We start from the raw sequence: 24294 nt of genomic DNA, 5'->3' as shown, positions 1-24294 counted from the left end.
GCCTTTCCCGCACTCGGCCGCGACGCTACGACAAGCCCGGTGCGGGAAGTGACAGGAAAATGACAACCCGAATAGAGCACTCGCCAGGCATCGGGAAATTGCGGAACGATGCTCTCGTGGACTCTGGAATCGGTGGGCGGATCGCTGCGGCCCGGAAGCTGGCCGGCCTGACGCAGCATGCTCTGGCACGCAGGATCAGCTACAGCACGAGCATGCTCTCGAAGGTGGAACGCGGGGAGGAAATCCCGGCGCCCGAGTTCCTCGGCCGGGTCGCCGACTCCCTCGGAGTCCGCGTCGAGAGGCTGGCCTGGAACAGATTCGAGTGGCGGCGGGAGGACGACGAACTCGCCGCCCGGCTGTCGCCTGTCCGTGCCGCGCTGGACCTGCTCGATCTCCCGCCGGACTCGGCTGTCGCGCCGCGCCCGCTCGCTGTGCTTCAGGCCGATGTCCGGTATCTCAACCGGCTCGCGCAGGCCGCGCTGTACGAGCCGATGATCGCGCTGCTGCCCTCCCTCGTCGCCGAGTTGCATATCGCCGCCGAGAGCTGCGTCAGGCAAGACCGGCATGACGCATGGGCGCTCCTCGCACTGACGACTCGCTGCGGCCATTCGGCGGGGATCGCCGTCGGAGACAACACGCTGTCGGTGAACGCGCTCGGCAAAATGGATTGGGCCGCGCGGCAGGCCGGGGATCGCGCGCCCGGCCTGCGCGCTGCCCGGGAATACCTGCGGGTGACCGCATACCTTCGCGACGAGGACTATGCGGCGTGCTGGCGGTTGAACAACGCAGGCACAGCGCTCCTGGACGGCGCGGAGGACGCTCCCGGAGCGCTGGTGGCTCGAGGACAGCTGCATCTCGGCGCGTCGGTGATCTCAGCTCGCACCAGGGACCGCGACGCCATGACGGGCCACCTCGAGGAAGCAGCCCGGATCGCCGCGCTGACGGGGGAAGAGCCGGAAACCTTCTGGTTCGGCTTCGGACCCGCGAACGTTCAAGTCCACCGCGTGGTCACCTTCGGGGCACTCGGGGAGCACAGTCTGGCTGTCGAGGCCGGCCGGGGGCTGCGGATCCCGACCGGCTGGCTTCCCACCCGGATCGGGCATCACCATCTGGACATGGCCCGCTCGTACCGTTGGCTGAATCAGCCGGAGAAGGCGCTGAAACAGCTGCAACGCGCACGCATGGTCGCGCCGGGTCAAGCCCGGAGGCACCCGATGACCCGCGAAACAGTCTCGGCGCTCGTCCGTTCCGCGCGGCGGCAATCGGAGACGCTAACGAGCTACGCCGCGTGGCTCGGTTTGAAGCTCTGAGATCTGCGATCTCTCGATCCGCTCGATGCCATGGCGAACGGCACTCTGGCGCGCCCAAGCCAACGCCACCACCACCCAGCCGGGATCCGCCCGATTTCGCCCCAGCCACCGCCCCGGCGAGCTAACGTTCACGGACATGACTGAACCCGCAACCCGGGACGTCGAGGGCTACGAAGTCGGCTCCAGCGTCTCCGTCATCCGCGAGTACGAAACCGAGCCTGGCTCCGGGCCGCGCCTCCACCGGCATCCTTACCGCGAAACCTTCGTCATCCAGCGCGGCCGCGCGTTGTTCACCATCGGCGACGAGCAGCGCGAAGGCGTCGCCGGGGACGTGCTCGTCGCGCCGCCGGACATGCCGCACAAGTTCGTTTCGCTCGGGCCCGAACCGTACGAGGCCGTGCACATCCACGAGAACGACCGGTTCGTCACCGAGTGGCTGGAGTGAGGTCGGGGCGCATTTGTACGTCCCGTGTATCCCGCTCGGCGATGCTCGGCCCGGACCGACCAGGACCGGGAGGACACGGATGCTCAGGAAACTCGCAGTGCTCACCGCCGGGGCCGCGGCGGCGGCCACGGTCGCCGTCGCCGCTCCGGGCGTAGCCGCGGCGCTGCCGGCGGCGAACATGGAAGCCGTGCTGCTGGCGGCCCAGATCGACCCGCAGCGCGCCGACAGCACGCAGACGCCGGGCGCGCACGACAGCGTCTTGCTGGTCGAGAAGGCGTTGCAGGCCAAGGGGCTGCTGGACGCCAAGTACGTCGACGGCTACTTCGGCACCACCACGATCGACGCCTATTCGAAGTACCAGAAGTCCCTCGGCTACACCGGAATCGACGCCTCGGGCCTGCCCGGCAAGACGTCGCTGGAGAAGCTCGGCTCCGGCCGGTACACCGTGTCGAACCCGGTATCCGCGGGCAGCCACGTGACCTATCACGGCGTCACGCTGAACACGCGCACCAAGGCGATGCTTCAAGCAGCCGAAAAGCTGTTCGGCAAGGACGTCGGCCTCACGCAGGGTTCGTCCAACCCGGGCGGCGTCGGCGCGTCGGCCGGAACGCACGACGGCGGCGGCGCTTTCGACGTTTCGGTGGCGGACATGTCCTCGGCGACCCGCACCGAATTCGCCAAGGACCTCCGGAAGGTCGGGTTCGCGGCCTGGGTGCGCACCCCCGCGCAGGGCGACTGGGGCTACCACATCCACGCGATCGCGGTCAACGACCCGGACCTGTCCTCGGGCGCGCAGCACCAGGTCGGAGCCTATTACCTCGGGCAGAACGGCCTCGCGAACCACGGCAAGGACGACGGCCCCGCGGTCAACCCGAAGCTGACCTGGGAGCAGTACCAGCGCGGCTGACCCACCCGGCTGCCGCATTTGCTGGCGCGAGTGCGGCGGCCGTGGTTTTCTGGTGCCATGGCGGGAAAAACTTTTCGGTTCGGGGTTGTCGCGGCGCCGCAAGAGGGCGGGGCGAAATGGCGGGAAACCGCACGGCGCGCGGAGGATCTCGGATATTCGACCCTGCTTTCGCCGGACAATCTGCATCTTCCGACCCCGACCGCCTCGCTGGCCGTCGCGGCGGCGGTGACGACCGAACTGCGGGTCGGGACGTTCGTCTTCGCCAGCCCGCTGCGCACGCCGCGCGCGGCGGCGTGGGAGGCGCACAGCCTCAGCGTGCTCACCGACCGCCGGTTCGAAATGGGGATCGGCACCGGGATTCCGCTGATGCGCGAAGCCGCCGCCGAGCTGGGCCTGCCGTACGGCACCGGTCCGGAGCGGCTGGCCCAGGTGTCGGACACGATCTCGCACCTGCGCCGTCTCGACGGCGATGAGCACACGCCGGTGATGGTCGCCGCGGGCGGGCCGAAAGCACGCCGGCTGGCAGGCGAACGCGCGGACGTCGTCACCCTCGCCCACAGCATCCTCGCGAGCCAGGCGGAGACCGCGGAGTACGCCGCCGAGATCCGGGCCGCGGCCGGCGGCCGCGAGGTCGAGCTGGCGATGAACATTTTCGTCGTCGGCGAGGAAATCCCGCCGTGGATCCGCACCTTCATCGGGCACGACATCGAGACCCTGATCGAGCACGATTCGCTCACCCTCCTGCGCGGCGGACCGGCCGCGATGGCCGAGGAGCTGCAGCGACGGCGGGAAGAACTCGGGGTGTCGTACTACAGCGTCAACGGCGCTTTCCTCGAGGACTTCGCCCCGGTGGTCGCGCGGCTCGGCGGGCGCTGACGCGCGCGGCGGGAATAGCCGCGCCCGCCGGTGAATTGCACCGAGGGTGAAAGCTGTGACCTACCGCCAGTTCGGCGGCCCGGAAGTGCTGACGTTGTCCGAACTCGCCGTGCCCGAGCCGGGGCCGGGCGAGGTGCGCGTGCGGATCACGGTGTCCGCGGTGAACCCGACCGACTGGAAGGCGCGCTCCGGCTCCCGGTTCGGCGCCGAGGCGGAGTTGTCCGTGCCCAACCAGGACGGGGCCGGCGTCGTGGACGCGATCGGCGCCGGGGTGGACGGATTCTCCGTGGGCGACCGGGTATGGCTGCTGCTGGCCGCCGCGCACTCGCCGTTGTCCGGGACCGCGCAGGAGTACACCGTTCTTCCGGCGGACCGGCTCGTGCCGCTCCCCGACGGAATCGGCTTCGACGAAGGCGCCGCGTTCGCGATCCCGGCGCTCACCGCGCACCGCGCGCTCACTGTCGCGGAGGACGGACCGCAGCGGCTGGCGCCGAATGCGTTGGCCGGCAAGACTGTTCTGGTCAGCGGCGGCGCGGGCGCGGTCGGCAACGCCGCGATCCAGCTGGCGCGCTGGGCCGGCGCGACCGTGATCGCCACCGTCAGCACCGAGGACAAGGCCGCGCTCGCGCGTGCCGCCGGTGCGCAGCATGTCGTGCGGTACACCGAAGGGGATGTCGCCGCGGCGATCCGGGAAATCGCGCCGGACGGGGTCGACGTGATCGTGGAGGTCGCCGTCGGCGTGAACGCTCCCCTGCACGCCGCGGTACTTCGCCCGCGCGGGGTCGTCGCGGCTTACGGCGACGACCGCGGCACCGGGACTGTGACTGTCGACTTTGGACAGAACGTTTTCCTCAACAGCCGCTACCAGTTCCTGGTGCTCTACACCGTCGGATTCGACCGCCTGCGCGCCGGAGCGGAAGACCTGAACGCCGCCCTGGTCGACGGCGGCCTCCGGCTCGGCCCCGATCACGGCCTGCCCGTGCACCGGTTCCCGCTGGCGGAAACCGCTCGCGCGCACGAGGCGTCGGAAAAGGGCGTCACCGGGAAGGTGCTGATCGACGTCAGCTGATCGCTGGCTCGACCCCGGTCAGCTCCACGCTCGCCGCCCACAACCGGGCGGCGGCTTCGGCGTCCGCGTACGGCCCGCGCACCGGCTCCGGCCGGGGCCGTCCTTTGAGACCGAACACCCGCGGACCCCAGATCTGACCACTGTGGACATCCGGACCGACCGCCGCCCGCACCGCTGGCCGCGCGCCGCCGTCCTTGCCCTGCAAGGCGATTCGCGCAAGGCTCAGCTTTTGTTTCGCGCTGCGCACATGCAGCGGCGGCCGGTCCGGAGTCAGACTGTCCAGCGCCCCGCCAGGATGCGCGACGACACTCAGCCTGCTGCTGCCCGCTGCCCTTAGCCGTCGATCCAACTCCAGCGCGAACAGCGTTTGCGCGAGCTTCGACCGTTCGTACGCAGTTTTCGGCTGGTAGTCGCGCATGCTCTGCAGATCCTCGAAATCGAGCTTCGCCGACTTCGCCGCGAAGCTCCCTGTCGTCACAATCCTCGCGCCTGGCTTCAGCTGGTCTTGAAGCGCCGCAGTCAGCGCGAAGTGCCCGAGGTGATTGACCCCGAACGTCATCTCGTGCCCGTCCTTGGTCTCCCGCCGCTCGGGCCCGTCGAGATACACGCCCGCGTTCAGCACGACCGCGTCGAGTTCGCCGACCTCGACTCCCTTCACCGAAGCCAAGTCGGCAAGGTCCAGCCGCGCCCACGACACCCGCGCCCCCGGCACCCGCTCGCGGAGGACCTTCAACGCGACCTCCGCCTTCGCCGGGTCCCGGCTGCCGAGCACCACCTCCGCTCCCGCCTCGGCCAGCTGCTCCGCGACGAAGTAGCCGATCCCGGCATTGCCCCCGGTCACCAGCACCGCCATGACACCCCTCCTAAAACTGAAGTGATTACAACTTTAAACCCACTTCAGATTTGGGTACAGTGGGGGTCGTGGTCAACACCGGACGGCGCGAACGCCGCAAGCTCGAAACCCGGCGCAGGCTGGACGAGGTCGCGCTGCGGCTGTTCCTGGCGCACGGCTACGACGGAGTGACCGTCGCGCAGATCGCCGAAGAGGCCGACATCTCCGTCGCGACCCTCTTCGCCCACGTCCCGGACGGCAAAGACGCCCTGATCTTCGACGACGGCTCAGAACGCCGCGCGGGAATCGTCGCCGCGGTCCGCGACCGGGACGAGCCGATCCTCGCCGCCCTGCACCGCTTCTTCGCCGCGCGCGGCCCGTACTCGACGGACATCCCGCCGGAGCACGCCCCGAAACGCGACCTGATCGTGCAAACGCCGGCCCTGCGCGAGTACGCGCGGAAGCTGTGGCATTCCTGCGAACCCGACCTCACCGCCGCGCTCGCTGACGACAGCGGCCTTCCGCCGGACGACCCAGCGGTACGGGCTTTGGCGCGGTTCGTGCTGGAAATCCCGGATCTCACTGGTACCGCGCCAGATCCCGCCGCAGCGCTGGCTTCGGTGTTCGCACTGCTGGAATCCGGCTGGCCGCCGCGCACCTGACCCCAGCCTCCCCCCGGGGCTTGCGCTCAGTCCTGCAAGTCGTCGGCAGTGAACGAGCGGTGCTCGGTGAGCTGCGCCAGGTGCGCTTCCAGGGTCTCGAGCTGCGCGGGTCCGATCCGGGTTGCCCAGCGGCTGCGCACGTCGTCGAACAGGGCACCGCCGATGGCCATCAGCTCGTGGCCTCGCGGGGTGACCCGCACCCGCTTGCGGCGCGCGTCGCTCGGGTCGGGCTCGCGGTCGACGTAGCCGAACTCCTCCAGTGCGGCAATGGTCTGCGCGGCCGCCTGCTTGGTGACCGACAGCCGGCGACCGAGTTCGGACGCGGTGTCCGCACCCGCGTCCACAGCGCGCAAGGCGAACTCGTGCACGGGGCGGACGCCCGCGTGGCCGCGTTTCGCGAGCTCCGCGTTCACCTCGTCGACCATGGAGTGGAACCCGCCGAGCAGCAGAAGCGCGAGCTCGGCACCACTGGACTGCGCCATGCGGCCGATCATACGAGTCCCCGCCATATAGACAAGTTACTTGTCCATCCCCTAGAGTTCGACAAGTTACTTGTCTATCGACTCGAAGGGGTCCCGATGAACCGCCTCGCCGCCACCATCCCCGGTGTCGACCACCACCGAATCAGCCTCAACGGCACCGAATTGCACTACGTCGCCGCCGGAACCACCGGGTCTCCCGTGCTGCTGGTGCACGGTTTTCCGGAGACCTGGTGGGTCTTCCGCAAGCTGATCCCCCTGCTCAGCCGGCACCACCGGGTGTTCGCCGCGGACCTTCGCGGATTCGGCGACTCCGCCACCGCCACGCCCGAGCACGACAGCGCGACCGCGACGAAAGACCTCGGCGACCTGATCGCCCGCCTGGACGTCGGCCCGGTCCACCTCACCGGCCAGGACATCAGCGGCCCCACGACGTTCCGCGTCGCCGCGACCCGCCCGGACCTCGTCCGCAGCTACACCGGAATCGAGACCGCGCTCCCGGGATTCGGCGCCGAGGCGCTCGCCGACGTCGCCCACGGCGGTGCCTGGCACATCGGCGTTCTCGCCGCGCCCGGCATTCCGGAGATGCTCCTCGCCGGACGCGAGCGCGAGTTCCTCGCCGACTACGCGATCCCCTCGCTCGCCGCGAAACCCGACGCGTTCACCGACGCCGACATCGACGAACTCGTCCGCTCCTACGCCCGGCCCGACGCGTTCGCCGGCGCCGCGGGCCTGTACCGGTCGCTGCTCTCCGAGGGCGAAGAACTCCGCGCGCTCGCGGCCCGCAAACTGGACATGCCCGTACTCGCGGTCGCAGGACGCTCGGCGAACTTCACGCCCGCAACGCTGCGGCAGGTCGCCAGCAGTGTGACCGCCGTGCACATCGAGCGGATCGGCCACTACGTGGCGATGGAGGCCCCCGACCAGCTCGCGGCCGCGCTCCGCTCCTTCTTCGCGGACATCGACCGGAAATGACATCTCGATTTCACTGCGGGGCCACAAATCTCGTCGTCGGCCATAGCGAGGTCCCAGCCGTTCGCCCGCATTAGGCGGTACCGCCCCAACACAGCGATGCGATAACTTCCGCTGCGTCCGCCCCGCCCGCGTCCCGTCCCGCGCGACTCACCGGCAAACGCCGGAAACCCCGTTCCCCCCAACGGACCCGCCGGTTCCCCGAACCGGACGCCACCCCCTTCCCCGGCCGTTACCACAGCCCGCGGATCAGGCGAAACCTGACTTTCGCAGGTATCGCCGAGACTCCGGTCACCGGTATACCTGACACCGGTCCAGGAAAGGTCTGGACCACTCTGCGGACGGTGGCGATGTCCGAACGGCCGTCCGCCCGAGTCGTCCTATGTGGAGGCATCATGCACCGGCTGGACGCGGCACAGGATTACGCGCTCGGTTTGTTCCGCATCGTCGTCGGGTTCCTTTTCGCCTGCCACGGCGTGAAATCGCTGTTCGGAGTGCTCGGCGCGCACGGCGCGGCACAGGTGGGCTCGTGGCCGGGGTGGTGGGCCGCGCTCATCCAGCTCGTCGCGGGCGGGCTCGTCCTGCTCGGCGTCGCCACCCGGATCGCCGCGCTGATCGGGTCCGGGTCGATGGCGTACGCCTACTTCTCCGTCCATGTGTCGCAAGGGCTTTTCCCCATCGAGAACGGCGGCGAGGCGGCCGCGATGTTCTGCTGGGCGCTGCTGCTGCTCGCGTTCACCGGCCCCGGCCGGCTCGCGCTCAGCGGGGCGCTCTCGGGACTGCGGCCGCGCGAATCGCGCGTCGGAGCGGTCCCGCACGCCTGACCCGGAACGAAAACATCCGCTTATCCCCGGGTCGACCCGCGCACTATCAGCTCGTACTCCGCCGGCCCGGGGACAGGCGGCTCAATGCCTTCGACCCGGTCGGCGAGCACGGCGACCGCGGTGCGGGCCAGCCGCACCGGCCGGAGGTCGACGGACGTGATCGGCGGGACGGACGACCGGGTGTGCTCGGAATCGGAATCCGCGCCGCAGGCGATGCGCACGTCGCCGGGCACCGCCAGTCCCCGCGCCCGCGCGGCGGCCAGCACCCCGGCCGCGTGCCGCCCGGTCTGGCAGTACACCGCGTCCGGCGGCTCGGCCATCCCGAACAGTTCCTCCCCCGCCTCGCGTCCGCCCGCTTCGCCGGCGACCTCCGCGCGGCGCACCGCCAGCGGCCGCTGCCCGCGAGCGCGAACCCAGTCCAGGTAAGCCGTTTCGGCGTCCAGGTTCCACTCGTTGCGATCGGTGCCCAGCACCGCCGCGACCCGCGACCCGCCCGCCGCGGCCAGGTGGTCGAGCACCTCGGCGACGATCCGCCCAGTGCCGAGGTCGAGGTAGTCCGGCGACGCGGGCCGCGCCGGGTCCCGCCCGACGCCGAGGAACGGCACGCACTCGCGGGTCAGCATCGTGATCAGCGGATCGTTCTCGACCGGTTCGGTGATCAGGAACCCGTCGCAGGCCAGCCCGACCGCGGGCGCGTCGGCGCGCGTCGGGTCCGGCACCAGCATCAGGCCGTACCCGCGTTCCACCGCGGCCAGCGCGGCCGATCCGGCGAACCGCAGGAAGTAGTCGACGCCCTCCAGGAACGCGGTGTCCAGCGGATCGAGCGGCCGCACCACCAGCCCGAGCACCCCGAGCCTGCTGGAGCGCAGCCCGCGGGCGACGGTGTCCGGCCGGTAGCCCAGCTCGCGCGCCGCCTCCCGCACCCGCTCCGCGGTCTCGGCCGCGACGGTCCCGTTCCCGCTGAAGGCGTGCGACACCGTGGTCGGCGAAACCCCGGCGCGGCGGGCGACGTCCTTGATGGTCGCCCGCGTTCTCTTCCCGGCCATGGCGCAGCAGCCTAACCTCGTCCAAATCGTTTTGGAAACCGCTCCGGACCGACCATTGCCCAAATCGATTTGGGTCCTTACCGTGACCCGGGTCGATTCCCCGGTCCGGAGGTTCGCCATGACCGCTCCCGCCACCCCGCCCGCGCCGCCCGGCACGTCCGCGCCGCCGCCCGCCCGATCCGGGCGCGGCCCCCGGGTGGAAGCCCACGGCATCGACGTCATCGGCGACGACGAGCGGCACGGCCGGGCCCGCGACCTGTTCGGGGTGTGGGCCGCGCCCAACGTCAGCTACCTCAGCCTGGTCGTCGGCGGCGCGCTGGTGCTCAGCGGGTTGAGCCTGCTGCAGGCGCTCGCGGTGATTGTGGTGGGCAACCTGTGCTGGGCGCTGGTCGGCCTCGTCGCGGTCAGCGGCCCGGCGGCGGGCGCGCCGAGCGAGGTCATCATGCGGGCGATGTTCGGCACGCGCGGCAACCGTTTCGTGATCGGGCTGAACGGCTGGCTCGTTTCGGTCTGCTACGTGGCCTTGAGCTGGTCCGCGGCCTCGGTGACCGCGTTCAGCCTCTGCGCGCGGCTCGGCATCGAGCTGAACACCCTGGGCAAAGTCCTCGTGATCGTCACGATCGCCGCCGCGACGCTGGTGATCAGCGTCTACGGCCACTCCGTGATCGTGCGCCTCTACCTGCCGCTCGCCATCGTGACGACGGCGGTTTTCCTGGTGCTGGGCGGATTCCTGATCCGGCACACCGCGTGGAGCTACCAGCCCGCGACGCCGCTGCACGGGGCCGCGCTGTGGGCGGCGCTGGCCGGCGGCGTGGCCCTGGTCGCGTCCGCCGCGTTGTCCTACAACACCAGCGCGGACTTCGCGCGCTATCTTCCGCGCGACACCAAGCCGTTCGCCGTCGCCGCGTGGACCACCGCCGGAGCCTTCCTGCCGAGCGTCGCGTTCACCGCGCTCGGCGCGTTCGCCGCGACCACTTTGGACATGAGCGATCCGCAAGCCGCGCTGGAATCCGTTCTGCCGTCGTGGTTCACCCCGATCTTCCTGATCGCGGTGATTCTCGGCGCGATCGCCAACAACGCGATGACCGTGTACAGCTCCGGCCTCGCGCTGCAGGCGATCGGCGTCCGCCTGCGCCGGTCCCGCAGCGTCCTGCTCGACGGCACCGCCGGAGTGCTCCTCACGCTGTACGCCTTGCTCGTGTCCGATTTCCTCAAGGCAGTCAACGACCTGATGCAGCTGATGGTCGTCGTGCTCGGCCCGATGATGGCGATCTACGTGACCGACCTTCTGCTGCGCCGCAACCGCTACGACGGTCACGCGCTCGCCGACGAGAGCCGCGGCGGCCCGTTCTGGTACGTCGGCGGCGTGCACTGGCCCGGCATCGCCGCCCTCGTCCTCGGCGCGACCGCGTCCGCCTGCTGTCTCGCCGTTCCCGGGATGTACACCGGATTCGTGGCGAGCGCGGCCGGCGGGATCGACTTCTCGCTGCCCGCCGGAATGCTGATCGCCGCCGCGATCTACCTGCTCGCCGGCCGCCCTCGCGCCACCGCCTGACCCCGATCGCAAGGAACAGAATGCACCTGCTCGTCAACGATTCCGATCCGCACGCCCGCGGCGTCTCGCGCGGCACCCAGCTGCGCGCCGGCCTCGCCGACACGCTGGAGCTGTACCTGCGCTGGTTCGACACCCTCGGCATTCCCGAACAGCAGATCCGGACCTACGCGCTCCGGTTGCTGGACAACGTCTCCGCTTGGCGGAGCTGCTACGCCGACGAAATCACCGGCATCGCCGTAGGTGCCGGGATCGAACTGTGGCAGGCGGCAGCGCTCAACGGACGCACCGAGATCATCGCCGCCGACCCGCGCACTCAGCCAGAATGCTCAACCCTCGTGCGTGTTCCCGGCACCAGCTCGCCGTTCGGAATCCAAACCTGGGACTGGCACACCGAACTGTCGAACTGCTGGCACACCCACGAAGTGCACGGCACGCGATACGCCTTCGCCGGGATAACCGAACACGGCATCCTCGGCAAGATCGGCGTGAACAGCGCCGGTCTCGGCTTGTTCTTCAACATCCTCGGCCACCAGGACGATTCCGCCGCCGGTGTCCCGGTCCACGTGCTGGCCGCGGCCGTCCTCGGCGAGGCAGGCAGCACCGCCGAAGCGCTCGATCTGCTGCGAACAGCCCCCATCCGCACGTCCGGAGCCTTTACGCTGCTCGACTCCGACTCAGCCGTCTGCGCCGAGCTGAGCCCGGCCGGAGTGACCACCCTCGACCCGGAAGCAGGTTTTCTTGTGCACACCAACCACTTCCTCGACCCTGACGCCGCCGCCCGCGAGAAACGCGGACTGTTCGAACCGGATTCCCAGCTGCGGCACGCCCTGGTGACCACCCGGCTGCAGGACTACCCGACGCCCGCCCATGCCGTGGACCTCGTCGCCTTCCTCCGTTCCGATCCCGGCGAACCGAAGCTGTGCTGCGTCCCGGATCCGGACGCCGCGTTCGGCGACCGCTGGGCGACCTTGGCCACCGTCCTGATCGAACCCGCCGCCCGAACCGTCCGCGTGCACGCGGGCAGCCCGAACACCTTGGCGGGCTGGCGCACGTTCGCCGCCGCGGAAACGGTGGTGGCCCGATGACCCCGGTGCACTACCGCGGCGGCCGGATCTTCACCGCGAGCGCGTCCGGATGGGCGGAATCCATGGTCGTACGCGGCGAGACGATCGAATACGTAGGCAGCACCGCGGAGGCCGACCGGATCGAGGCGCAGGTGGTCGAACTGGACGGAGCCTTCGTGCTGCCCGGTTTCGTCGACGCGCACACGCATCTGGTGTCGATGGGCGAAGCGCTGGAGCAAGTGGACCTGTTCTCCGCGAGCTCCCCCGAAGACCTCCAGCACCGGCTCGCGCGCGCCGCCGCGGACGCCCCGGAAGCACCGCGAATCCTGGGCCGCAGCTGGCTTTTCGACGCACTCGGCGGCCAAGCGCCGCACCGGAAACTGATCGACGCGGTGGTCCCGGACCGGCCGGTCTACCTCGCCGCGAACGACGTCCACTCGGCGTGGGTCAACAGCGCCGCCTTGCGCGAACTGGGCATCGACCGCGACACCCCCGACCCGCTCGACGGGCGCATCGGCCGCGACGAGACCGGCGAACCGGACGGGATGCTGTACGAAACCGCTGCGCTGCAACTGATGCGGCATTTCCTCGACGACCAGACCAGCGACGCCGACCGCGACCGCGCACTGGCATCGGCGTTCGCGCACTACCTCGCGGACGGCGTCACGACCGCTGTCGACATGGCGCTCACCGAGGCCGATCTCGCCACCCTGGAACGAGCTCTCGAAGGCGGACGGCTTCCGATCCGCGTCGCCGGACATTGGCTGATCGAACGCACCGGAAACACCCGGGACGATCTGCGGCAGGTCGAGCGCGCGGCCGAACTGAGCGCCCGGCTGTCCGGGCCGTGGCTGCGAGTGGCCGGGATCAAGCTGATGGTCGACGGAGTCATCGATACCTGTACCGCGGCCATGAAAAAGCCGTTCGCCGACGGCAGTCATCCCGGGCCGTTGTGGCCGCCGGAGGCGCTGGCCCCGGTGGTCGCGGCGGCGGACGCGGCGGGTCTGCAGGTCGCGATGCACGCCATCGGCGACGAAGCGTCGGACATCGCGCTGACGGCGCTGGAGCACGCGATCAAGGTGAACGGACCGCGCGACCGGCGGCATCGGCTCGAACATCTGGAGACCGTAACCGCGGAAAACGTCAAGCGGCTGGCCGAACTCGGTGCCGTCGCGTCGATGCAGCCGGTGCACGCGGACCCGGCGATCCAGGAAAACTGGCGCGCGAAACTGGGCGACGACCGCGTGCGGCGCGGCTTCCCGTGGCCGGAACTGACCGCCGCCGGCGCCGTCCTCGCGTTCGGCTCCGACGCCCCGACCGCGCCGCATCCGCCGCTGCCGAACATGTACATCGCGACGACCCGCCGGTCCGCTTTGAATCCCGACCTGGAACCCAACCTGCCGGAATACGCCCTCCCGTTGGCCGAAGCCCTGGCCCACGGCACCCGAGATGCCGCCTACGCGTGCCGCTGGGACGGGCTGACCGGTCAGCTCGCGCCGGGCCTGGCCGCGGATTTCGCAGTGTTGGACGTCGATCCGTTCGTCGAAGCCCCGGACGCACTGTTGCGGGCCCGGGTGCGGCAGACCTTCGTGGCGGGCAAATCCGTTTGACGTGTTCGCCCGGGCTGGGCAGGGTTTGCCGGAGGTTGCCGAAGTGCGGGACATGATCGCCTACATCCGGAGCGAGCGGGACACCGACGCACCGTTCGACGTGGTACTCGGCGGAACGAGCCCCGCCGACCCGGTGCAGGCGCGAAGCGTCGTCGAACCGTTCGCCGAGGCCGGTGTCACGTGGTGGGAGGAGAGCCTTCCGTTCGGAAGCCCGGAGGAGGACAAGCTGGACCCCGTCCTGCGCCGTGTCGAAGCCGGACCGCCCGCGCTTTAGCCACGTTCGTCTCAGGTGCGTGAGGGGAACCCTGAGGGACTCTGAGTCCGTGAAGGTTCCCCTCACGGACGCGCCGGATCCGACTCCGCCAACGCGTCGATCGCCCCCACCAGCTCGTTCAACGCGGGCACCGCCGCCGCGATCAAGTGCCGCCACGCCGGATGCACCCCGTCCAGCGCGGCGGCCAAGATCGCCGCGTTGTGCCCCTGCCACCGCTCGACTGCGGCCCGGCCGGTGTCGGTGAGTTCGAGCGCCACCGTCCGCCGGTCGTCACCGCCGCTGGTGCGCGTGACGAGGTCCCGCGAACGCAGCCCCGTGACCATCGTCGTCACCGAATTCGGCGCGAGTTTCAGCAACTGCGCGATCCGGCTCGGCCGCGCGCCGGGATTCTCGAAGAGGCACGACAACAACTCCAGCTGCGCCACCGACAACGTGTTGTCCGGATCCGCGGTGCGCGCGGCCCGCCGCATGGCCCGCCGGAGCCGGGCGACGACGTCGGCGAGCGCGGGTTCGGGCGCGGTCACCGGGCCCGCTCCGGGCGCGCCGCCAGCCCGGTCGCCGCGGCCAGGACGCCGGCCCCGGCCAGCACCGCCAGCGCGGCCGTTTCGCCGCCGGAGTGCAGGCACAGTGTCACGAGCGCCACGCCCAGCGCCGTCCCCAGTCCGCGCGCCATGTTCACCAGTCCTCCTCCGGTGGCCGACATCCGCGCCGGGATCGCGCTCATGACAGCCGAGTTGTTGGCCGGAATGAACACTCCCAGACCGAGCCCGGCCACCACCAGCGACACGCCCACCTCCCAAGGAGCGGACGCCGGCCCCAGCGCCGCGCATCCCGCCGCCGCGACGAGCGCGCCCAGCACCGTGCGTCCGCGGGACCCGAGCCGCTTCGGCAGCACCCGGTCGGCCAGCACCGCCGCGACCGCGAACCCGGCGGGAAGACACGTCAGCACCGCGCCGGTCCCGCCCGCCGTGCCGAGCACCTGCGGCAGCAGCGTCAGCGGCCCGAACAACACGAGGTATCCGCACAACGCCCCGGCCAGCCCCAGCGACACCACCGGCGGCCGCAACACCGACAGCTGCAAAATCGGGCTGCTCGCCGCCTTCTCCCGCACCACGAACCCGATCGCGGCGAGGACGGTCGCCCCGGCCAGCGCGACGAGCAGCCACCCCGGCATCTCCAGCCCGGACACTCCGGAAATCACCAGCAACAACGCCGTCGACGCGGTCGCCAGCAGCCCGACCCCCGCCCCGTCGAAGCGGCCCAGCGGCGTGCGCTCGCGGGTGCGCGGCAGGAGGTAACGCCCGGCGATCAGTCCGGCGAGCCCGACCGGCGCGTTCACCAGGAAAACCCATCGCCAGCCGACGGTGTCGACCAGCAGCCCGCCCACCGCGGGTCCGAGCGCGAGCCCCAGCGCCTGCGCCGCCGCCTGCACCCCGAGCGCGGCGCGTGCCCGGCCCTCGCGGACGCTGCGCACCACCAGCGCGACACTGTTGGCCTGCAACATCGCCGCCCCGATCGCCTGGATCACGCGGAACGCGACCAGCCAGCCGAGCGTCGGCGCGAGCCCGCACGCGATCGACGCGACGGTGAACACGCCGAACCCCTGCACGTAAGTCAGCTTCCGCCCGACCGCGTCGGCGACCCGCCCGACTGCGGCCAGCAATCCCACCAGCGCGAGCAGATACGCCAGCGACACCCACTGGACGGCGGCCAGCGGAGCCCCGTACTCGTGCTGCAGCGCGGGGAAGGTGAGCGTGACGATGCTGGCGTCGAGCTGCCCCATGAAGGCCCCGAAACACACCGCGCCGACGGCGAACCACCCAGCCTTCGGATGATCCCGCACGACCGCCGGCCGAGCCCGCTCCAGGCCGATCGTCACTGCCGCCTCCCGTTTAAGTAGTTCTGCTACAGAACTACTGTACGGGATGTACGTACATATGAAAGCCCTGGGATGGTGACGTTTACCTGAGCGGCGGGGTGAGATAGATCGCCCGACGAGTTAACTGAAGGTAGCGACCCCTCACAGGATGGCGCGTTCCTCGTCGTCGTCCTCGTCGTCGTCCTCGTCATCCTCCTCGCTGAAGGCTTGTGCGATCCCCAGAAGCCGGTCCAGGAAATCCGGGATGTCCTTCGCGATCTCGCCCGGCCCGATGGAGTCGATCGAGCAGTCGTAGACCTTGTCCACGACAGCCCCGACCGGAAGCCTGAACACGGTTCCGCTGCGGTATCCGACCGCGAACATGCGCCCGCCGCCGTCCGAGGCGAAGACGGCGAGCCGCTCGTCGGTGACTTCGGGCGCCCAGGCGGGAATGCCGGAACGGTGCAGACCGTCCAGCACCAAGTCGAGGGAGTGAATGAAGTAAGCGTTGTGCAGGTGCGCGAAGCTCGCTTCCCTGATGGACGCGTATAGCTCAAGCAGCGTCCGCGGCAGTGGCGGGTCGACCTCCCCGGCTTTCCGCAGCGCGACGGAATCGACCTCGTCCGACACCGTGTCCGGCTCAAGCTGGCCGAATCGGGCGAAGATGGCCTGAACACGGGGCATATAACCGTCGATCGCTTGGCGCATGTCGTCGCGCCACCGCAAGTAGTCCACTCCGGACACGCTACGGTGCACCCAGGCGTCACATGCCTGAGTGCATCGCGCTCAACCGCACCTCACTGCTGATACGGAGCCGCCGCCGACTGGGCCGCGGTGATCAGTGCGCCCTTATTTTTCGGCCAGAACGTGCTGTCCACGCACGAATACCGCGGCAGGAACCCGCCGCAACTGCCGCTCTGGCCGCCGACCTCGAACGTGAAGCTCGCGACACCCAGCGCGCCGTAGGTGAAGTCGTCCGTCGTGCCGCTCGTCGAGTAGCCCACGGTTTCCGTGTTCGTCCCCACCAGGTACCCGTTCGAATCGCTGAACTTCGCGCCGAGCTTGCGCAGTGCGGCGTCGTTCGGCGCGGGGTCAGAGGTGAAACCCCACGGGACGATGATGTCGTTTCCGTAGCTGTGCAACGTGATCATCGTGCCGCGAGCGGTGTCGGGAGCGGGGTCGTTGTCGCCGCTGCCGCGCTGTTCGGGGTAGATCGAGCGGAACAGCTTCTCCAGCGCCTGGACTTCGGGTTCCGAGCCGGCCTCCGGGCCCTGGTAGGTCTCCGCGCACGGCGAGTTCGAGTCCGCGCCCCAGCGGAAGGTCGAGTTGCGGTTCAGGTCGATGCCGCTGTTCGTCCCGCCGCAATTGCCGTTGCTGGTGTCCGCGTTCTTGCGCTGCAGTTTCGGCGAGTTGCCGCCGGAAGCGACGATGTCGACGCCGTCCGGGTTCGAGATCGGCACCACCCACACCTCAGTGGTGTCCAAAATGGACTTCGCGGTGGCGTCGGTGCCGTAGCCGTCGGCGAGGTAGTCGATCCAGCGCCAGGCAAGCTCGCCCGTGGAGATCTCCCGGGCGTGGATCTGTGCCATCACCACGAATTTCGGCTTCGGCGACGTCGTGGACAGCGTGCAGTCGCCGTCCTGTTTCTTGGTCAGGCAGATCGCGTTGATGTCGTGGCCGCCCCTGCCCTGGGTCTTCAGCCACGATTCGCCGAGGGTGTACTCGGTCGCCAGATCCGGGTGCGCGGCCGCGACTTTCGCGAGATGCGCTTCCTGCGCCGGAACAGTCCGATAGCCGCCGTAGAAAGTGTCGCCCGCGGCGCGCGTCGTCACTCCTTTGTAGACAGTGTCGAAGAATTCCGGCGCATAACCGCGGTCTCGCAACTGCCCGGCGACTGCCTGGTTCCCGACCACGTAGGCCACACCCGGGCTGGTTTCGGCGACATCGAACCCGGCGCGGGCCAGGTCGGCGGCCTGCGCGGGCGTAGCGGGTACGCGCCACGAAACCGGATCGTCCGGCGCGGCGGCGGCTGTGGCGGTCGTGGTGCCGCCGAGTGCGACCAGCACTCCGACGACGCTGAGAGTGAGCCGGATCGAGAACTTGCCCGCCATCGGAGCTCCTCACGCAGCGAAGGAAGGTCACCCCGTGCGGACGGTGACCAATCGGCCGCGCACAGTGTGCTCTCCGCGAGGAATCCGGCCCACCTCCGAAAGTCGGGTGTCAGCAGGTGACCGAGACCTTCGCACCGCGCTCGAACGAAACGTGGACGTGGTCGTAATGGTTCGCGGTCTCGCCGCCGCGGTCCTCCATCGCCGACCAGCCGCCGCCGTCGTTGTAGCGCTGCTGCCAGATCACGTACTTCGCGCCGAGTTCGCTCTGGTGCTCGAGAACATAAGCGGCCAAAGCGTTTCCGGTCTTCGTGTCGACCATGAAGTCCAGCGCGAGACCCGCCGGATGGTCGCTCGCGCCGGACCGTCCGGCCCGGCCGCCGACCGTCTCCACCGAGAACTTCTCCTTGAGGTAATTGCCCGCCTGCGCCACCGCGGGCTGCGTACCGGCCAATGTGGACGAACACGCTTTCGCCGCCGGGGTCGCCGAAGTGCTCGTGGTCGTTTTGCTGGTCGGCGAAGACGAAGACGTCGTCGGGGCAGCGCTGGAAGACGTCGTGGGCGGCGTCGAGGTGGTGGACGGAGCGGTGCTCGACGCCCGTGGCGCGCTGAACGCGTGCATCTCCGCGGCGGCGGCCGGGAACTGCTGCGGCTCGACCGCGCCGGCGGTCAGCCACACCGGCACCGCCAGCGCGCCGACAGCCAGCACGCCCGCCGCGGCCGGCAGCCGCCACGACTTCGACCCGTCCCGATGTCTACCGGACACCTCGCACCACCATCTCCTCGTTCGGACCCGCAAAGCCGCCCCGACATTACGAATAGGACACGGCAATGTCACCGACAAGTGACAGCGGGCACAGAACGGAGGAGATAACGGCAGGTCAGCGCGCGATTACCAGGTGAACGCCCGGCCTGCTCAGGACAGCGGAATCTCCGCCGAATCAGTCAGCCGCAGCTTGCGCCGGGCGCGCTGGTAGAAGGTCGTCATGCCGAGCCGGACCACGCGGGCCGCGTTCGGCCGGGCGTGCAGGTCGATCGTTTCGCCAGGCCCGACATACCCCGCGACTTGACCGTCGACCTCCACCGCGAGCCGCCCGCTCGACGGCAGCACCTCCAGCGTCACGGTGTCGTGCACGGACAACACGACGCCGCGGCTGTACGCCGAATGCGGCGCGGCGGGCGTGACCAGCAGCGCTTCCACCGCCGGGCTTGTGATCGGCCCGCCGGCGGAGAAGCTGTACGCGGTGGATCCGGTCGGCGTCGCGACCACGACCGCGTCGGCCGCGTAGCTCACGAACTGTTCGCCGTTCACCAGCACCGCGACCACAGCGCTCCCGTCGCCGGGCACGCGCACCACCGCGACGTCGTTGAACGCGGTCTCGATCCGGCCGCCGAACCGCGCGTCAACCGCTATCCGGGGCTCGACGGTGAACTCTTCCCGGTCGATCGCGGACAGCGCGAGCGGCAGGTCCGGGACGTCGACCTCGGCGAGAAACCCGAGCTTCCCGAGGTTGACGCCGAGCACCGGCGCGTGCTGCCCGTCGGCGAGCCGCATCGCGCGCAGCATGGTGCCGTCGCCGCCGAGGCTGACCACCAGATCCGACCGTTTGCCCAGTTCAGCAGGCTGGACTCCGGTCGCCGAACAGTCGACTCGCGCGATCTCGTCCTCGATGCCGAGGATCTCGATCCCGCGCCCGGCGGCCCAGCCCAGCACCGCGTCGACCGCGGCTTTCGAGTCGCGGCGCGGGTGCAGCACGAGTCCAGCGGAATGCATGTCGGGTCTCCTCGTCTCAGCCTGTCCCCAGTCTGCCGCGCCGGGGCCGGTTAGGCTCGGCGTTCGTGATCGAAAACTGGGCTGGCAATCTCACCTACCGCGCCCGCGAGATCCTCGCCCCGCGCACCCTTTCCGAGGCGCAAGAACTCGTCGCCGGTGCGACCCGGGTCAAGGCGCTCGGCAGCCGGCACAGCTTCAACACGGTCGCCGACAGCCCGGACGGCGTCCAACTCGATCTTTCCGCCGTCGACATCGCCCCGGAAATCACCGCCGAGACGCTCACCATCGGCGGCGCGACCCGCTACGGCGACGTCGTCGCGCAGGTGCACGAGGCCGGGTACGCCCTGGCCAACCTGGCGTCGCTCCCCCACATCACCGTGGCCGGCAGCGTCGCGACCGGCACCCACGGCTCCGGACAGCGACTGCCCGGCCTGGCCTCAGCGGTGTCCGCCGTCGAACTCCTCACCGCCGACGGCTCCCTGCGCACCTTCTCCCGCGCCGACGCCGAGTTCCCCGGAGTGGTGGTGAACGTCGGCGCGCTCGGCGTCCACACCCGGCTCACCCTCGATCTAGAGCCGACTTTCTCGGTGCGCCAAGACGTTTTCGACACCCTCCCGTGGTCCGCCGCGCTGGAGCACTTCGACGACATCCAGGCGGCGGGCTACAGCGTCAGCCTGTTCACGAACTGGGCACGCGACGTCGTCGACCAAGTCCTGCTGAAGAACCGGGTACCGGCCGAGATCCCCGGCTCTCTGTTCGGCGCCGTTCCCGCCGACGGTCCGCGCCACCCCGCCCACGCAGCGCGCATTTCGGCGGAAAACACCACGGTGCAAGGCGGCGTTCCCGGACCGTGGTACGCCCGGCTGCCGCATTTCCGGCTGGAATTCGCGCCAAGCGTCGGGGCGGAATTGCAGAGCGAGTACTTCGTGCCGCGCACGCATGCGGCTGCCGCGTTCGAGGCGTTGCGCAGCATCGGCGACCTCATCGCGCCGTTGCTGGTGGTGTCGGAGATCCGCACTGTCGCCGGTGACGAACTCTGGCTGAGCCCAGCGTATGGCGGTGATCGGGTGGCGGTGCATTTCACCTGGCAGCAGCGCCAGCCGGAGGTGGAAGCGGTGCTGCCGCTGATCGAAGAGAAGCTCGCTCCGTTTGGCGTTCGGGCACATTGGGGGAAGCTGTTCCACGGCGCGGCTTTGGATCTTGACCACCAGGGGGTGCGACAGTTCCGCAAGTTGGCGGCGGAGCTGGACCCGGCCGGGAAGTTCCGGAATCCTTTCCTGGACCGGCACTTGCCCCGTTAGTCCACAGTGGATAGTCAGTAACAAAGCCGGTACAAAACCTCCCTCCGTACCACCGCGCTCACCATGTGGGAGTCCCAAGAGGACACTCGACAGCCGGGAACCCCGCGGGTCACAGTGGCGATCGCCCTCTCCGCGATCCCCAGGAGCCACTGTGAGTTCTCCTCCGACGCTGCGCGCCGTGCCGGTGCCGTCAGCGGGTCCCGAACCGCCCGGTGAAGCGCGGTTGCGCGAGCTGGCCGCGAAGAAAGTCGCCCCGTTGCGCCGTCCTGGACGCTGGGTCGCTGCTGCGGTCGTACTCGTGCTGCTAGCCCAATTGGCGCACGCGCTGATCACCAATCCGGTGTTCCAGTGGAACGTCTTCGGCTATTGGTTCTTCCGTCCGGTGATCCTCGACGGGCTGGTGCTCACCCTCGAACTGACCGGCCTCGCCGCGGTGTTCGGGCTCGTCGGCGGCATCGTGCTCGCGTTGCTGCGGCTGTCGAAAAACCCGCTGCTCCAAGCGGTTTCGTGGGCCTACGTGTGGATCTTCCGCTCGATTCCGCTGATCGTGCTGCTGCTGTTCCTCGCCAACGTGACCGCGCTGTACAGCACGCTGAGCCTCGGCATCCCGTTCGGCCCGTCGTTTTTCAGCTTCAGCGCCACCGACGTGCTGAGTTTCTTCGTCGTCGCCGTGCTGGGCCTGAGCTTGAACGAAGCCGCGTACGCGGCGGAAATCGTTCGTGCCGGCGTGCTTTCGGTGGACCAGGGCCAGCTCGAAGCGGCGGCCGCGCTGGGGCTTCCGCGATTCCGGCAATACCGGCGAATCATCCTGCCGCAGGCGACTCGCGCGATCGTGCCCGCCTACGCCAACCAGCTGATCGGCCTGCTCAAAGGCACTTCGGTCGTCTACATCACGTCGCTGCTGGAATTGTTCGGCGTGGTCGAAACCCAGGCCAGCACCAACAGCGGGCAGATCATTCCGCTGCTGCTCGTCGGCACGGTCTGGTACATCATTCTCACCAGCGTCCTGTCAGTGATCCAGTATTACGTCGAGCGCTTCTTTTCCCGTGGCGCGCTGCGCACTGTTCCGCCGACGCCGTTCCAGCGGTTCCGCGCCCGGCTGCGCGCGCTGGGGGTGGCCCGATGAGCGCCGAAGTCCGCGTTCGGAGCGCGGTCAAGACGTACGACGGAATCCGGGTGCTCGACGGGATCGACCTCACCGCGCCCGGCGGGCAAGTGACCGTGGTCCTGGGACCGTCCGGTTCCGGGAAATCGACTTTGTTGCGGACGATCAACCATCTGGAACGCCTTGACAGCGGCTACGTAAGCATCGACGACGAACTCGTCGGCGTGCGCGTGCACGGCGACCGGTTCAAGGAACTGAGCGAGCGCGCGATTCTGCGCCAACGGTCCCGGATCGGCTTTGTGTTCCAGAATTTCAATCTCTTCCCGCATCTCACCATCCTCGACAACATCGTGGAAGCGCCGATCGTCACACAACGGCTGGCCCGCACCGACGCGGAAGCGCGGGCGAAGGAATTGCTTGCCCGCGTGGGTCTGGAGGACAAGGAAAGGGCGTACCCGCGGCAACTGTCCGGCGGGCAGCAGCAACGGGTCGCCATCGCGAGGGCGCTCGCACTCGAACCGCAGCTGATCCTGCTGGACGAACCGACGTCCGCACTCGACCCGGAATTGGTCGGCGAAGTGCTGGCCGTGATCCGCGAGCTGGCGCGCTCCGGCACGACGATGATCGTGGTGACACACGAAATCGGATTCGCCCGTGAGATCGCCGACCACGTCGTATTCCTCGACGAAGGCCGCGTCATCGAAGAAGGACCGCCGTCAGCCGTCCTCGACCACCCTCGCCACGACCGGACCCGAGCCTTCCTCGGGAAGGTCGCTCGCCTCGAAATCCCGGAGCACGCATGAAAACCCGCACGATCCTGCCCGTCCTCGCCGCAGTCGCGCTGCTCGCCGGCGCGTGCGGCGGCAGCACCCAGGCGTCGACCAGCGCAAACGGCTCGCAGACCGTTTCCGTCGCCGCGAACACCGCCGACGCGCACCCGGTTTCGCTGACCGTGCCCGTCGTCGCGGAGATCCGCGCGCAACTGCCGAAGAAGTTTCTCGACAAGGGCAAGCTGACGATCGGCGTCGGCGCGCTGCCGTCCGGCTTCCCGCCGCTGGCCTACGTCGGCACCGATCAACGCACCCTCACCGGAGCCGAACCCGACCTCGGCCGTCTCGTCGCCGCGGTGCTCGGACTGGAGCCGGACGTCCAGAACGCTTCCTGGCAAAACCTGTTCGTACGCCTGCAAAGCGGCCAGTTCGACGCCGGATTCTCGAACATCACGGTGACCGAACAGCGCAAACAGCAAGGTTTCGACTTCGCCGCCTACCGCGAGGACAACCTCGGCTTCGAGACGAACCGCGCGAACACATGGAACTTCGACGGCAATTACGAAGTGCTGGCCGGAAAGACCGTCGCCGTCGACAGCGGTACCAACCAGGAGAAAATCCTCAAGGAATGGCAGCGGAAGCTGACCGCCGAGGGCAAGAAGCTCGACGTGCGCAATTTCGCGGACAAGAACAGCACGTACCTGGCGCTGGCGTCCGGCCGGATCGACGCGTACTTCGCGCCGAATCCGGGCATCGCCTACCACGCGACGCAGACCGCGAAGACCCCGAACCCGACCCGCAGCGCGGGCAAGTACTCCGGCGCCGGGGCCACGCTGCAGGGGCTGATCGCCGCTACGACCAAAAAGGACAACGGCCTGGTGAAGCCGGTCGCGGCGGCGATCGACTATCTGATTCAGCATGGCCAGTACGCGAAATGGCTTGCGGCGTACGGGTTGGAGAACGAAGCGGTGAAGAAGGCCGACGTGAACCCGCCGGGCCTGCCGTTGAGCGATTCCTGACCGCCTGGCAGGTCTCCGGCCCGCCGGAGGCCTGCCAGACTGGGCAGATGATCGGACACTGGCTCGCCCTGGTCGTCGATTGCCCGGAACCGCGGAAACTGGCCGCGTTCTACGAGGCCTTGCTGGGCATGCACCGGGTCGAAGACGAGGAAGCCTGGGTGTCGATCGCCGCGACGTCCGGAAGCGAACCGCGCCTCGGCTTCCAGCAGGTCTCCGATTACCGCCCGCCGGCCTGGCCGGACCCGCGCGATCCGCAGCAGATGCACCTCGATGTCGAGGTCGCCGATCTCGACGAGGCCGAACGCCGGGTCCTGGCGCTGGGAGCGCGGCTAGTGGACAGCGCGCCCCTGTTCCGCGTCTACACCGACCCCGCCGGGCATCCGTTCTGTCTCGCCCTTCCCCGGCAAGGAGAGCATTACCGAACCGGGAGCTGA

The 24294-nt window shown here is 69.4% G+C and carries 26 protein-coding genes; 17 read left to right on the top strand and 9 right to left on the bottom strand.

Annotation, left to right across the window (positions count from 1 at the left end; translation table 11 throughout):
• Nucleotides 1-59 precede the first annotated feature (59 nt).
• From ABD156_RS26775 to ABD156_RS26755, 5 genes are all read left to right on the top strand, one after another.
• Nucleotides 60-1310, top strand: coding sequence for a helix-turn-helix domain-containing protein (locus tag ABD156_RS26775; protein WP_344279366.1), 1251 nt, complete (start codon nucleotides 60-62; stop codon nucleotides 1308-1310).
• A gap of 136 nt (nucleotides 1311-1446) precedes the next feature.
• On the top strand, nucleotides 1447-1755 hold the full coding sequence (locus ABD156_RS26770) for a cupin domain-containing protein (protein WP_344279364.1): 309 nt from the start codon (nucleotides 1447-1449) through the stop codon (nucleotides 1753-1755).
• Nucleotides 1756-1834: 79 nt separating this feature from the next.
• Nucleotides 1835-2662 carry a peptidoglycan-binding protein gene (locus ABD156_RS26765; RefSeq protein ID WP_344279361.1) on the top strand — a complete coding sequence of 276 codons (828 nt, stop codon included), beginning with the start codon at nucleotides 1835-1837 and terminating at the stop codon, nucleotides 2660-2662.
• A gap of 57 nt (nucleotides 2663-2719) precedes the next feature.
• A complete protein-coding gene (locus ABD156_RS26760; RefSeq protein WP_344279358.1) occupies nucleotides 2720-3538 on the top strand; it encodes an LLM class flavin-dependent oxidoreductase in 819 nt (272 codons plus the stop codon).
• A 46-nt stretch (nucleotides 3539-3584) separates the two neighbouring features.
• Nucleotides 3585-4607 carry an NADPH:quinone reductase gene (locus ABD156_RS26755; protein ID WP_344279355.1) on the top strand — a complete coding sequence of 341 codons (1023 nt, stop codon included), beginning with the start codon at nucleotides 3585-3587 and terminating at the stop codon, nucleotides 4605-4607.
• On the opposite strand, the gene ABD156_RS26750 is transcribed toward ABD156_RS26755, so the two are convergent.
• Nucleotides 4600-5460: an SDR family NAD(P)-dependent oxidoreductase gene (locus tag ABD156_RS26750; protein WP_344279352.1), complete on the bottom strand. Its 861-nt coding sequence runs from the start codon at nucleotides 5458-5460 to the stop codon at nucleotides 4600-4602. The two genes, ABD156_RS26755 and ABD156_RS26750, sit on opposite strands and share 8 nt — an antisense overlap.
• Before the next feature lie 68 nt (nucleotides 5461-5528).
• On the opposite strand from ABD156_RS26750, the gene ABD156_RS26745 reads away from it, so the two are divergent.
• Complete coding sequence (locus ABD156_RS26745; RefSeq protein WP_344279349.1) at nucleotides 5529-6101, top strand: TetR/AcrR family transcriptional regulator; 573 nt, start codon at nucleotides 5529-5531, stop codon at nucleotides 6099-6101.
• 26 nt (nucleotides 6102-6127) lie between these two features.
• On the opposite strand, the gene ABD156_RS26740 is transcribed toward ABD156_RS26745, so the two are convergent.
• Nucleotides 6128-6583, bottom strand: a complete 456-nt coding sequence (locus ABD156_RS26740) for a MarR family winged helix-turn-helix transcriptional regulator (protein WP_344279346.1) — start codon at nucleotides 6581-6583, stop codon at nucleotides 6128-6130.
• Nucleotides 6584-6679: 96 nt separating this feature from the next.
• On the opposite strand from ABD156_RS26740, the gene ABD156_RS26735 reads away from it, so the two are divergent.
• Complete coding sequence (locus tag ABD156_RS26735; protein ID WP_344279343.1) at nucleotides 6680-7555, top strand: alpha/beta fold hydrolase; 876 nt, start codon at nucleotides 6680-6682, stop codon at nucleotides 7553-7555.
• A gap of 392 nt (nucleotides 7556-7947) precedes the next feature.
• A complete protein-coding gene (locus ABD156_RS26730; RefSeq protein WP_344279339.1) occupies nucleotides 7948-8376 on the top strand; it encodes a DoxX family protein in 429 nt (142 codons plus the stop codon).
• A 20-nt stretch (nucleotides 8377-8396) separates the two neighbouring features.
• Here ABD156_RS26730 and ABD156_RS26725 read toward each other — a convergent pair whose 3' ends face one another.
• Nucleotides 8397-9422, bottom strand: a complete 1026-nt coding sequence (locus ABD156_RS26725; protein WP_344279336.1) for a LacI family DNA-binding transcriptional regulator — start codon at nucleotides 9420-9422, stop codon at nucleotides 8397-8399.
• Between the two features lie 118 nt (nucleotides 9423-9540).
• Between ABD156_RS26725 and ABD156_RS26720 the strand changes: the two genes are divergently transcribed.
• From ABD156_RS26720 to ABD156_RS26705, 4 genes are read left to right on the top strand one after another with little or no spacing between them, the layout of a single operon-like run.
• Nucleotides 9541-10977, top strand: a complete 1437-nt coding sequence (locus ABD156_RS26720; RefSeq protein ID WP_344279334.1) for a purine-cytosine permease family protein — start codon at nucleotides 9541-9543, stop codon at nucleotides 10975-10977.
• 20 nt (nucleotides 10978-10997) lie between these two features.
• Complete coding sequence (locus ABD156_RS26715; protein ID WP_344279331.1) at nucleotides 10998-12062, top strand: C45 family autoproteolytic acyltransferase/hydrolase; 1065 nt, start codon at nucleotides 10998-11000, stop codon at nucleotides 12060-12062.
• The gene (locus ABD156_RS26710) at nucleotides 12059-13651 is read left to right on the top strand and encodes an amidohydrolase (protein WP_344279328.1); all 1593 of its coding nucleotides are present in this window, start codon (nucleotides 12059-12061) and stop codon (nucleotides 13649-13651) included. Before ABD156_RS26715 ends, ABD156_RS26710 begins: the two co-directional genes overlap by 4 nt.
• A gap of 52 nt (nucleotides 13652-13703) precedes the next feature.
• Nucleotides 13704-13925 (top strand): hypothetical protein, encoded by a 222-nt coding sequence (locus ABD156_RS26705; RefSeq protein WP_344279325.1) that lies wholly within the window; start codon nucleotides 13704-13706, stop codon nucleotides 13923-13925.
• A 62-nt stretch (nucleotides 13926-13987) separates the two neighbouring features.
• Here ABD156_RS26705 and ABD156_RS26700 read toward each other — a convergent pair whose 3' ends face one another.
• The 6 genes from ABD156_RS26700 to ABD156_RS26675 form a co-directional block, all read right to left on the bottom strand.
• Nucleotides 13988-14449 carry a MarR family winged helix-turn-helix transcriptional regulator gene (locus ABD156_RS26700; protein ID WP_344279323.1) on the bottom strand — a complete coding sequence of 154 codons (462 nt, stop codon included), beginning with the start codon at nucleotides 14447-14449 and terminating at the stop codon, nucleotides 13988-13990.
• The gene (locus tag ABD156_RS26695; RefSeq protein WP_344279320.1) at nucleotides 14446-15804 is read right to left on the bottom strand and encodes an MFS transporter; all 1359 of its coding nucleotides are present in this window, start codon (nucleotides 15802-15804) and stop codon (nucleotides 14446-14448) included. The genes ABD156_RS26700 and ABD156_RS26695 overlap by 4 nt, the downstream gene beginning before the upstream one ends.
• Before the next feature lie 141 nt (nucleotides 15805-15945).
• The gene (locus ABD156_RS26690; RefSeq protein ID WP_344279318.1) at nucleotides 15946-16518 is read right to left on the bottom strand and encodes a hypothetical protein; all 573 of its coding nucleotides are present in this window, start codon (nucleotides 16516-16518) and stop codon (nucleotides 15946-15948) included.
• A gap of 62 nt (nucleotides 16519-16580) precedes the next feature.
• Complete coding sequence (locus tag ABD156_RS26685; RefSeq protein ID WP_344279315.1) at nucleotides 16581-17894, bottom strand: M14 family zinc carboxypeptidase; 1314 nt, start codon at nucleotides 17892-17894, stop codon at nucleotides 16581-16583.
• A gap of 109 nt (nucleotides 17895-18003) precedes the next feature.
• On the bottom strand, nucleotides 18004-18657 hold the full coding sequence (locus ABD156_RS26680) for a VldE C-terminal domain-containing protein (RefSeq protein ID WP_344279312.1): 654 nt from the start codon (nucleotides 18655-18657) through the stop codon (nucleotides 18004-18006).
• Between the two features lie 150 nt (nucleotides 18658-18807).
• Nucleotides 18808-19665 carry an NAD(+)/NADH kinase gene (locus ABD156_RS26675; RefSeq protein ID WP_344279309.1) on the bottom strand — a complete coding sequence of 286 codons (858 nt, stop codon included), beginning with the start codon at nucleotides 19663-19665 and terminating at the stop codon, nucleotides 18808-18810.
• A gap of 65 nt (nucleotides 19666-19730) precedes the next feature.
• Between ABD156_RS26675 and ABD156_RS26670 the strand changes: the two genes are divergently transcribed.
• From ABD156_RS26670 to ABD156_RS26650, 5 genes are all read left to right on the top strand, one after another.
• Nucleotides 19731-20966, top strand: a complete 1236-nt coding sequence (locus ABD156_RS26670) for an FAD-binding protein (protein ID WP_344279307.1) — start codon at nucleotides 19731-19733, stop codon at nucleotides 20964-20966.
• Nucleotides 20967-21117: 151 nt separating this feature from the next.
• Nucleotides 21118-22092, top strand: a complete 975-nt coding sequence (locus ABD156_RS26665; protein WP_344279304.1) for an amino acid ABC transporter permease — start codon at nucleotides 21118-21120, stop codon at nucleotides 22090-22092.
• Nucleotides 22089-22874, top strand: a complete 786-nt coding sequence (locus tag ABD156_RS26660) for an amino acid ABC transporter ATP-binding protein (RefSeq protein ID WP_344279301.1) — start codon at nucleotides 22089-22091, stop codon at nucleotides 22872-22874. The genes ABD156_RS26665 and ABD156_RS26660 overlap by 4 nt, the downstream gene beginning before the upstream one ends.
• Entirely contained in the window at nucleotides 22871-23860 is a 990-nt protein-coding gene (locus ABD156_RS26655) for a transporter substrate-binding domain-containing protein (RefSeq protein WP_344279298.1), read from the top strand. Before ABD156_RS26660 ends, ABD156_RS26655 begins: the two co-directional genes overlap by 4 nt.
• 47 nt (nucleotides 23861-23907) lie before the next feature.
• A complete protein-coding gene (locus tag ABD156_RS26650) occupies nucleotides 23908-24294 on the top strand; it encodes a VOC family protein (protein ID WP_344279295.1) in 387 nt (128 codons plus the stop codon).

The sequence above is a fragment of the Amycolatopsis albidoflavus genome (genome assembly GCF_039525725.1).
GTDB lineage: Bacteria > Actinomycetota > Actinomycetes > Mycobacteriales > Pseudonocardiaceae > Amycolatopsis > Amycolatopsis albidoflava.
The sequence above is the reverse complement of the archived record's forward strand: the minus strand, read 5'-3'. Positions and strand labels throughout refer to the sequence as shown.

Bases quoted from the DNA above. Each gene is read 5' to 3' on its own strand.
- ABD156_RS26775 (WP_344279366.1), top strand. From the start codon at position 60: ATGACAACCCGAATAGAGCACTCGCCAGGCATCGGGAAATTGCGGAAC.
- ABD156_RS26725 (WP_344279336.1), bottom strand. From the start codon at position 9,422: ATGGCCGGGAAGAGAACGCGGGCGACCATCAAGGACGTCGCCCGCCGC.
- ABD156_RS26660 (WP_344279301.1), top strand. From the start codon at position 22,089: ATGAGCGCCGAAGTCCGCGTTCGGAGCGCGGTCAAGACGTACGACGGA.
- ABD156_RS26710 (WP_344279328.1), top strand. From the start codon at position 12,059: ATGACCCCGGTGCACTACCGCGGCGGCCGGATCTTCACCGCGAGCGCG.
- ABD156_RS26675 (WP_344279309.1), bottom strand. From the start codon at position 19,665: ATGCATTCCGCTGGACTCGTGCTGCACCCGCGCCGCGACTCGAAAGCC.
- ABD156_RS26765 (WP_344279361.1), top strand. From the start codon at position 1,835: ATGCTCAGGAAACTCGCAGTGCTCACCGCCGGGGCCGCGGCGGCGGCC.
- ABD156_RS26740 (WP_344279346.1), bottom strand. From the start codon at position 6,583: ATGGCGCAGTCCAGTGGTGCCGAGCTCGCGCTTCTGCTGCTCGGCGGG.
- ABD156_RS26730 (WP_344279339.1), top strand. From the start codon at position 7,948: ATGCACCGGCTGGACGCGGCACAGGATTACGCGCTCGGTTTGTTCCGC.
- ABD156_RS26720 (WP_344279334.1), top strand. From the start codon at position 9,541: ATGACCGCTCCCGCCACCCCGCCCGCGCCGCCCGGCACGTCCGCGCCG.
- ABD156_RS26715 (WP_344279331.1), top strand. From the start codon at position 10,998: ATGCACCTGCTCGTCAACGATTCCGATCCGCACGCCCGCGGCGTCTCG.
- ABD156_RS26685 (WP_344279315.1), bottom strand. From the start codon at position 17,894: ATGGCGGGCAAGTTCTCGATCCGGCTCACTCTCAGCGTCGTCGGAGTG.
- ABD156_RS26705 (WP_344279325.1), top strand. From the start codon at position 13,704: ATGATCGCCTACATCCGGAGCGAGCGGGACACCGACGCACCGTTCGAC.
- ABD156_RS26735 (WP_344279343.1), top strand. From the start codon at position 6,680: ATGAACCGCCTCGCCGCCACCATCCCCGGTGTCGACCACCACCGAATC.
- ABD156_RS26760 (WP_344279358.1), top strand. From the start codon at position 2,720: ATGGCGGGAAAAACTTTTCGGTTCGGGGTTGTCGCGGCGCCGCAAGAG.
- ABD156_RS26750 (WP_344279352.1), bottom strand. From the start codon at position 5,460: ATGGCGGTGCTGGTGACCGGGGGCAATGCCGGGATCGGCTACTTCGTC.
- ABD156_RS26655 (WP_344279298.1), top strand. From the start codon at position 22,871: ATGAAAACCCGCACGATCCTGCCCGTCCTCGCCGCAGTCGCGCTGCTC.
- ABD156_RS26770 (WP_344279364.1), top strand. From the start codon at position 1,447: ATGACTGAACCCGCAACCCGGGACGTCGAGGGCTACGAAGTCGGCTCC.
- ABD156_RS26650 (WP_344279295.1), top strand. From the start codon at position 23,908: ATGATCGGACACTGGCTCGCCCTGGTCGTCGATTGCCCGGAACCGCGG.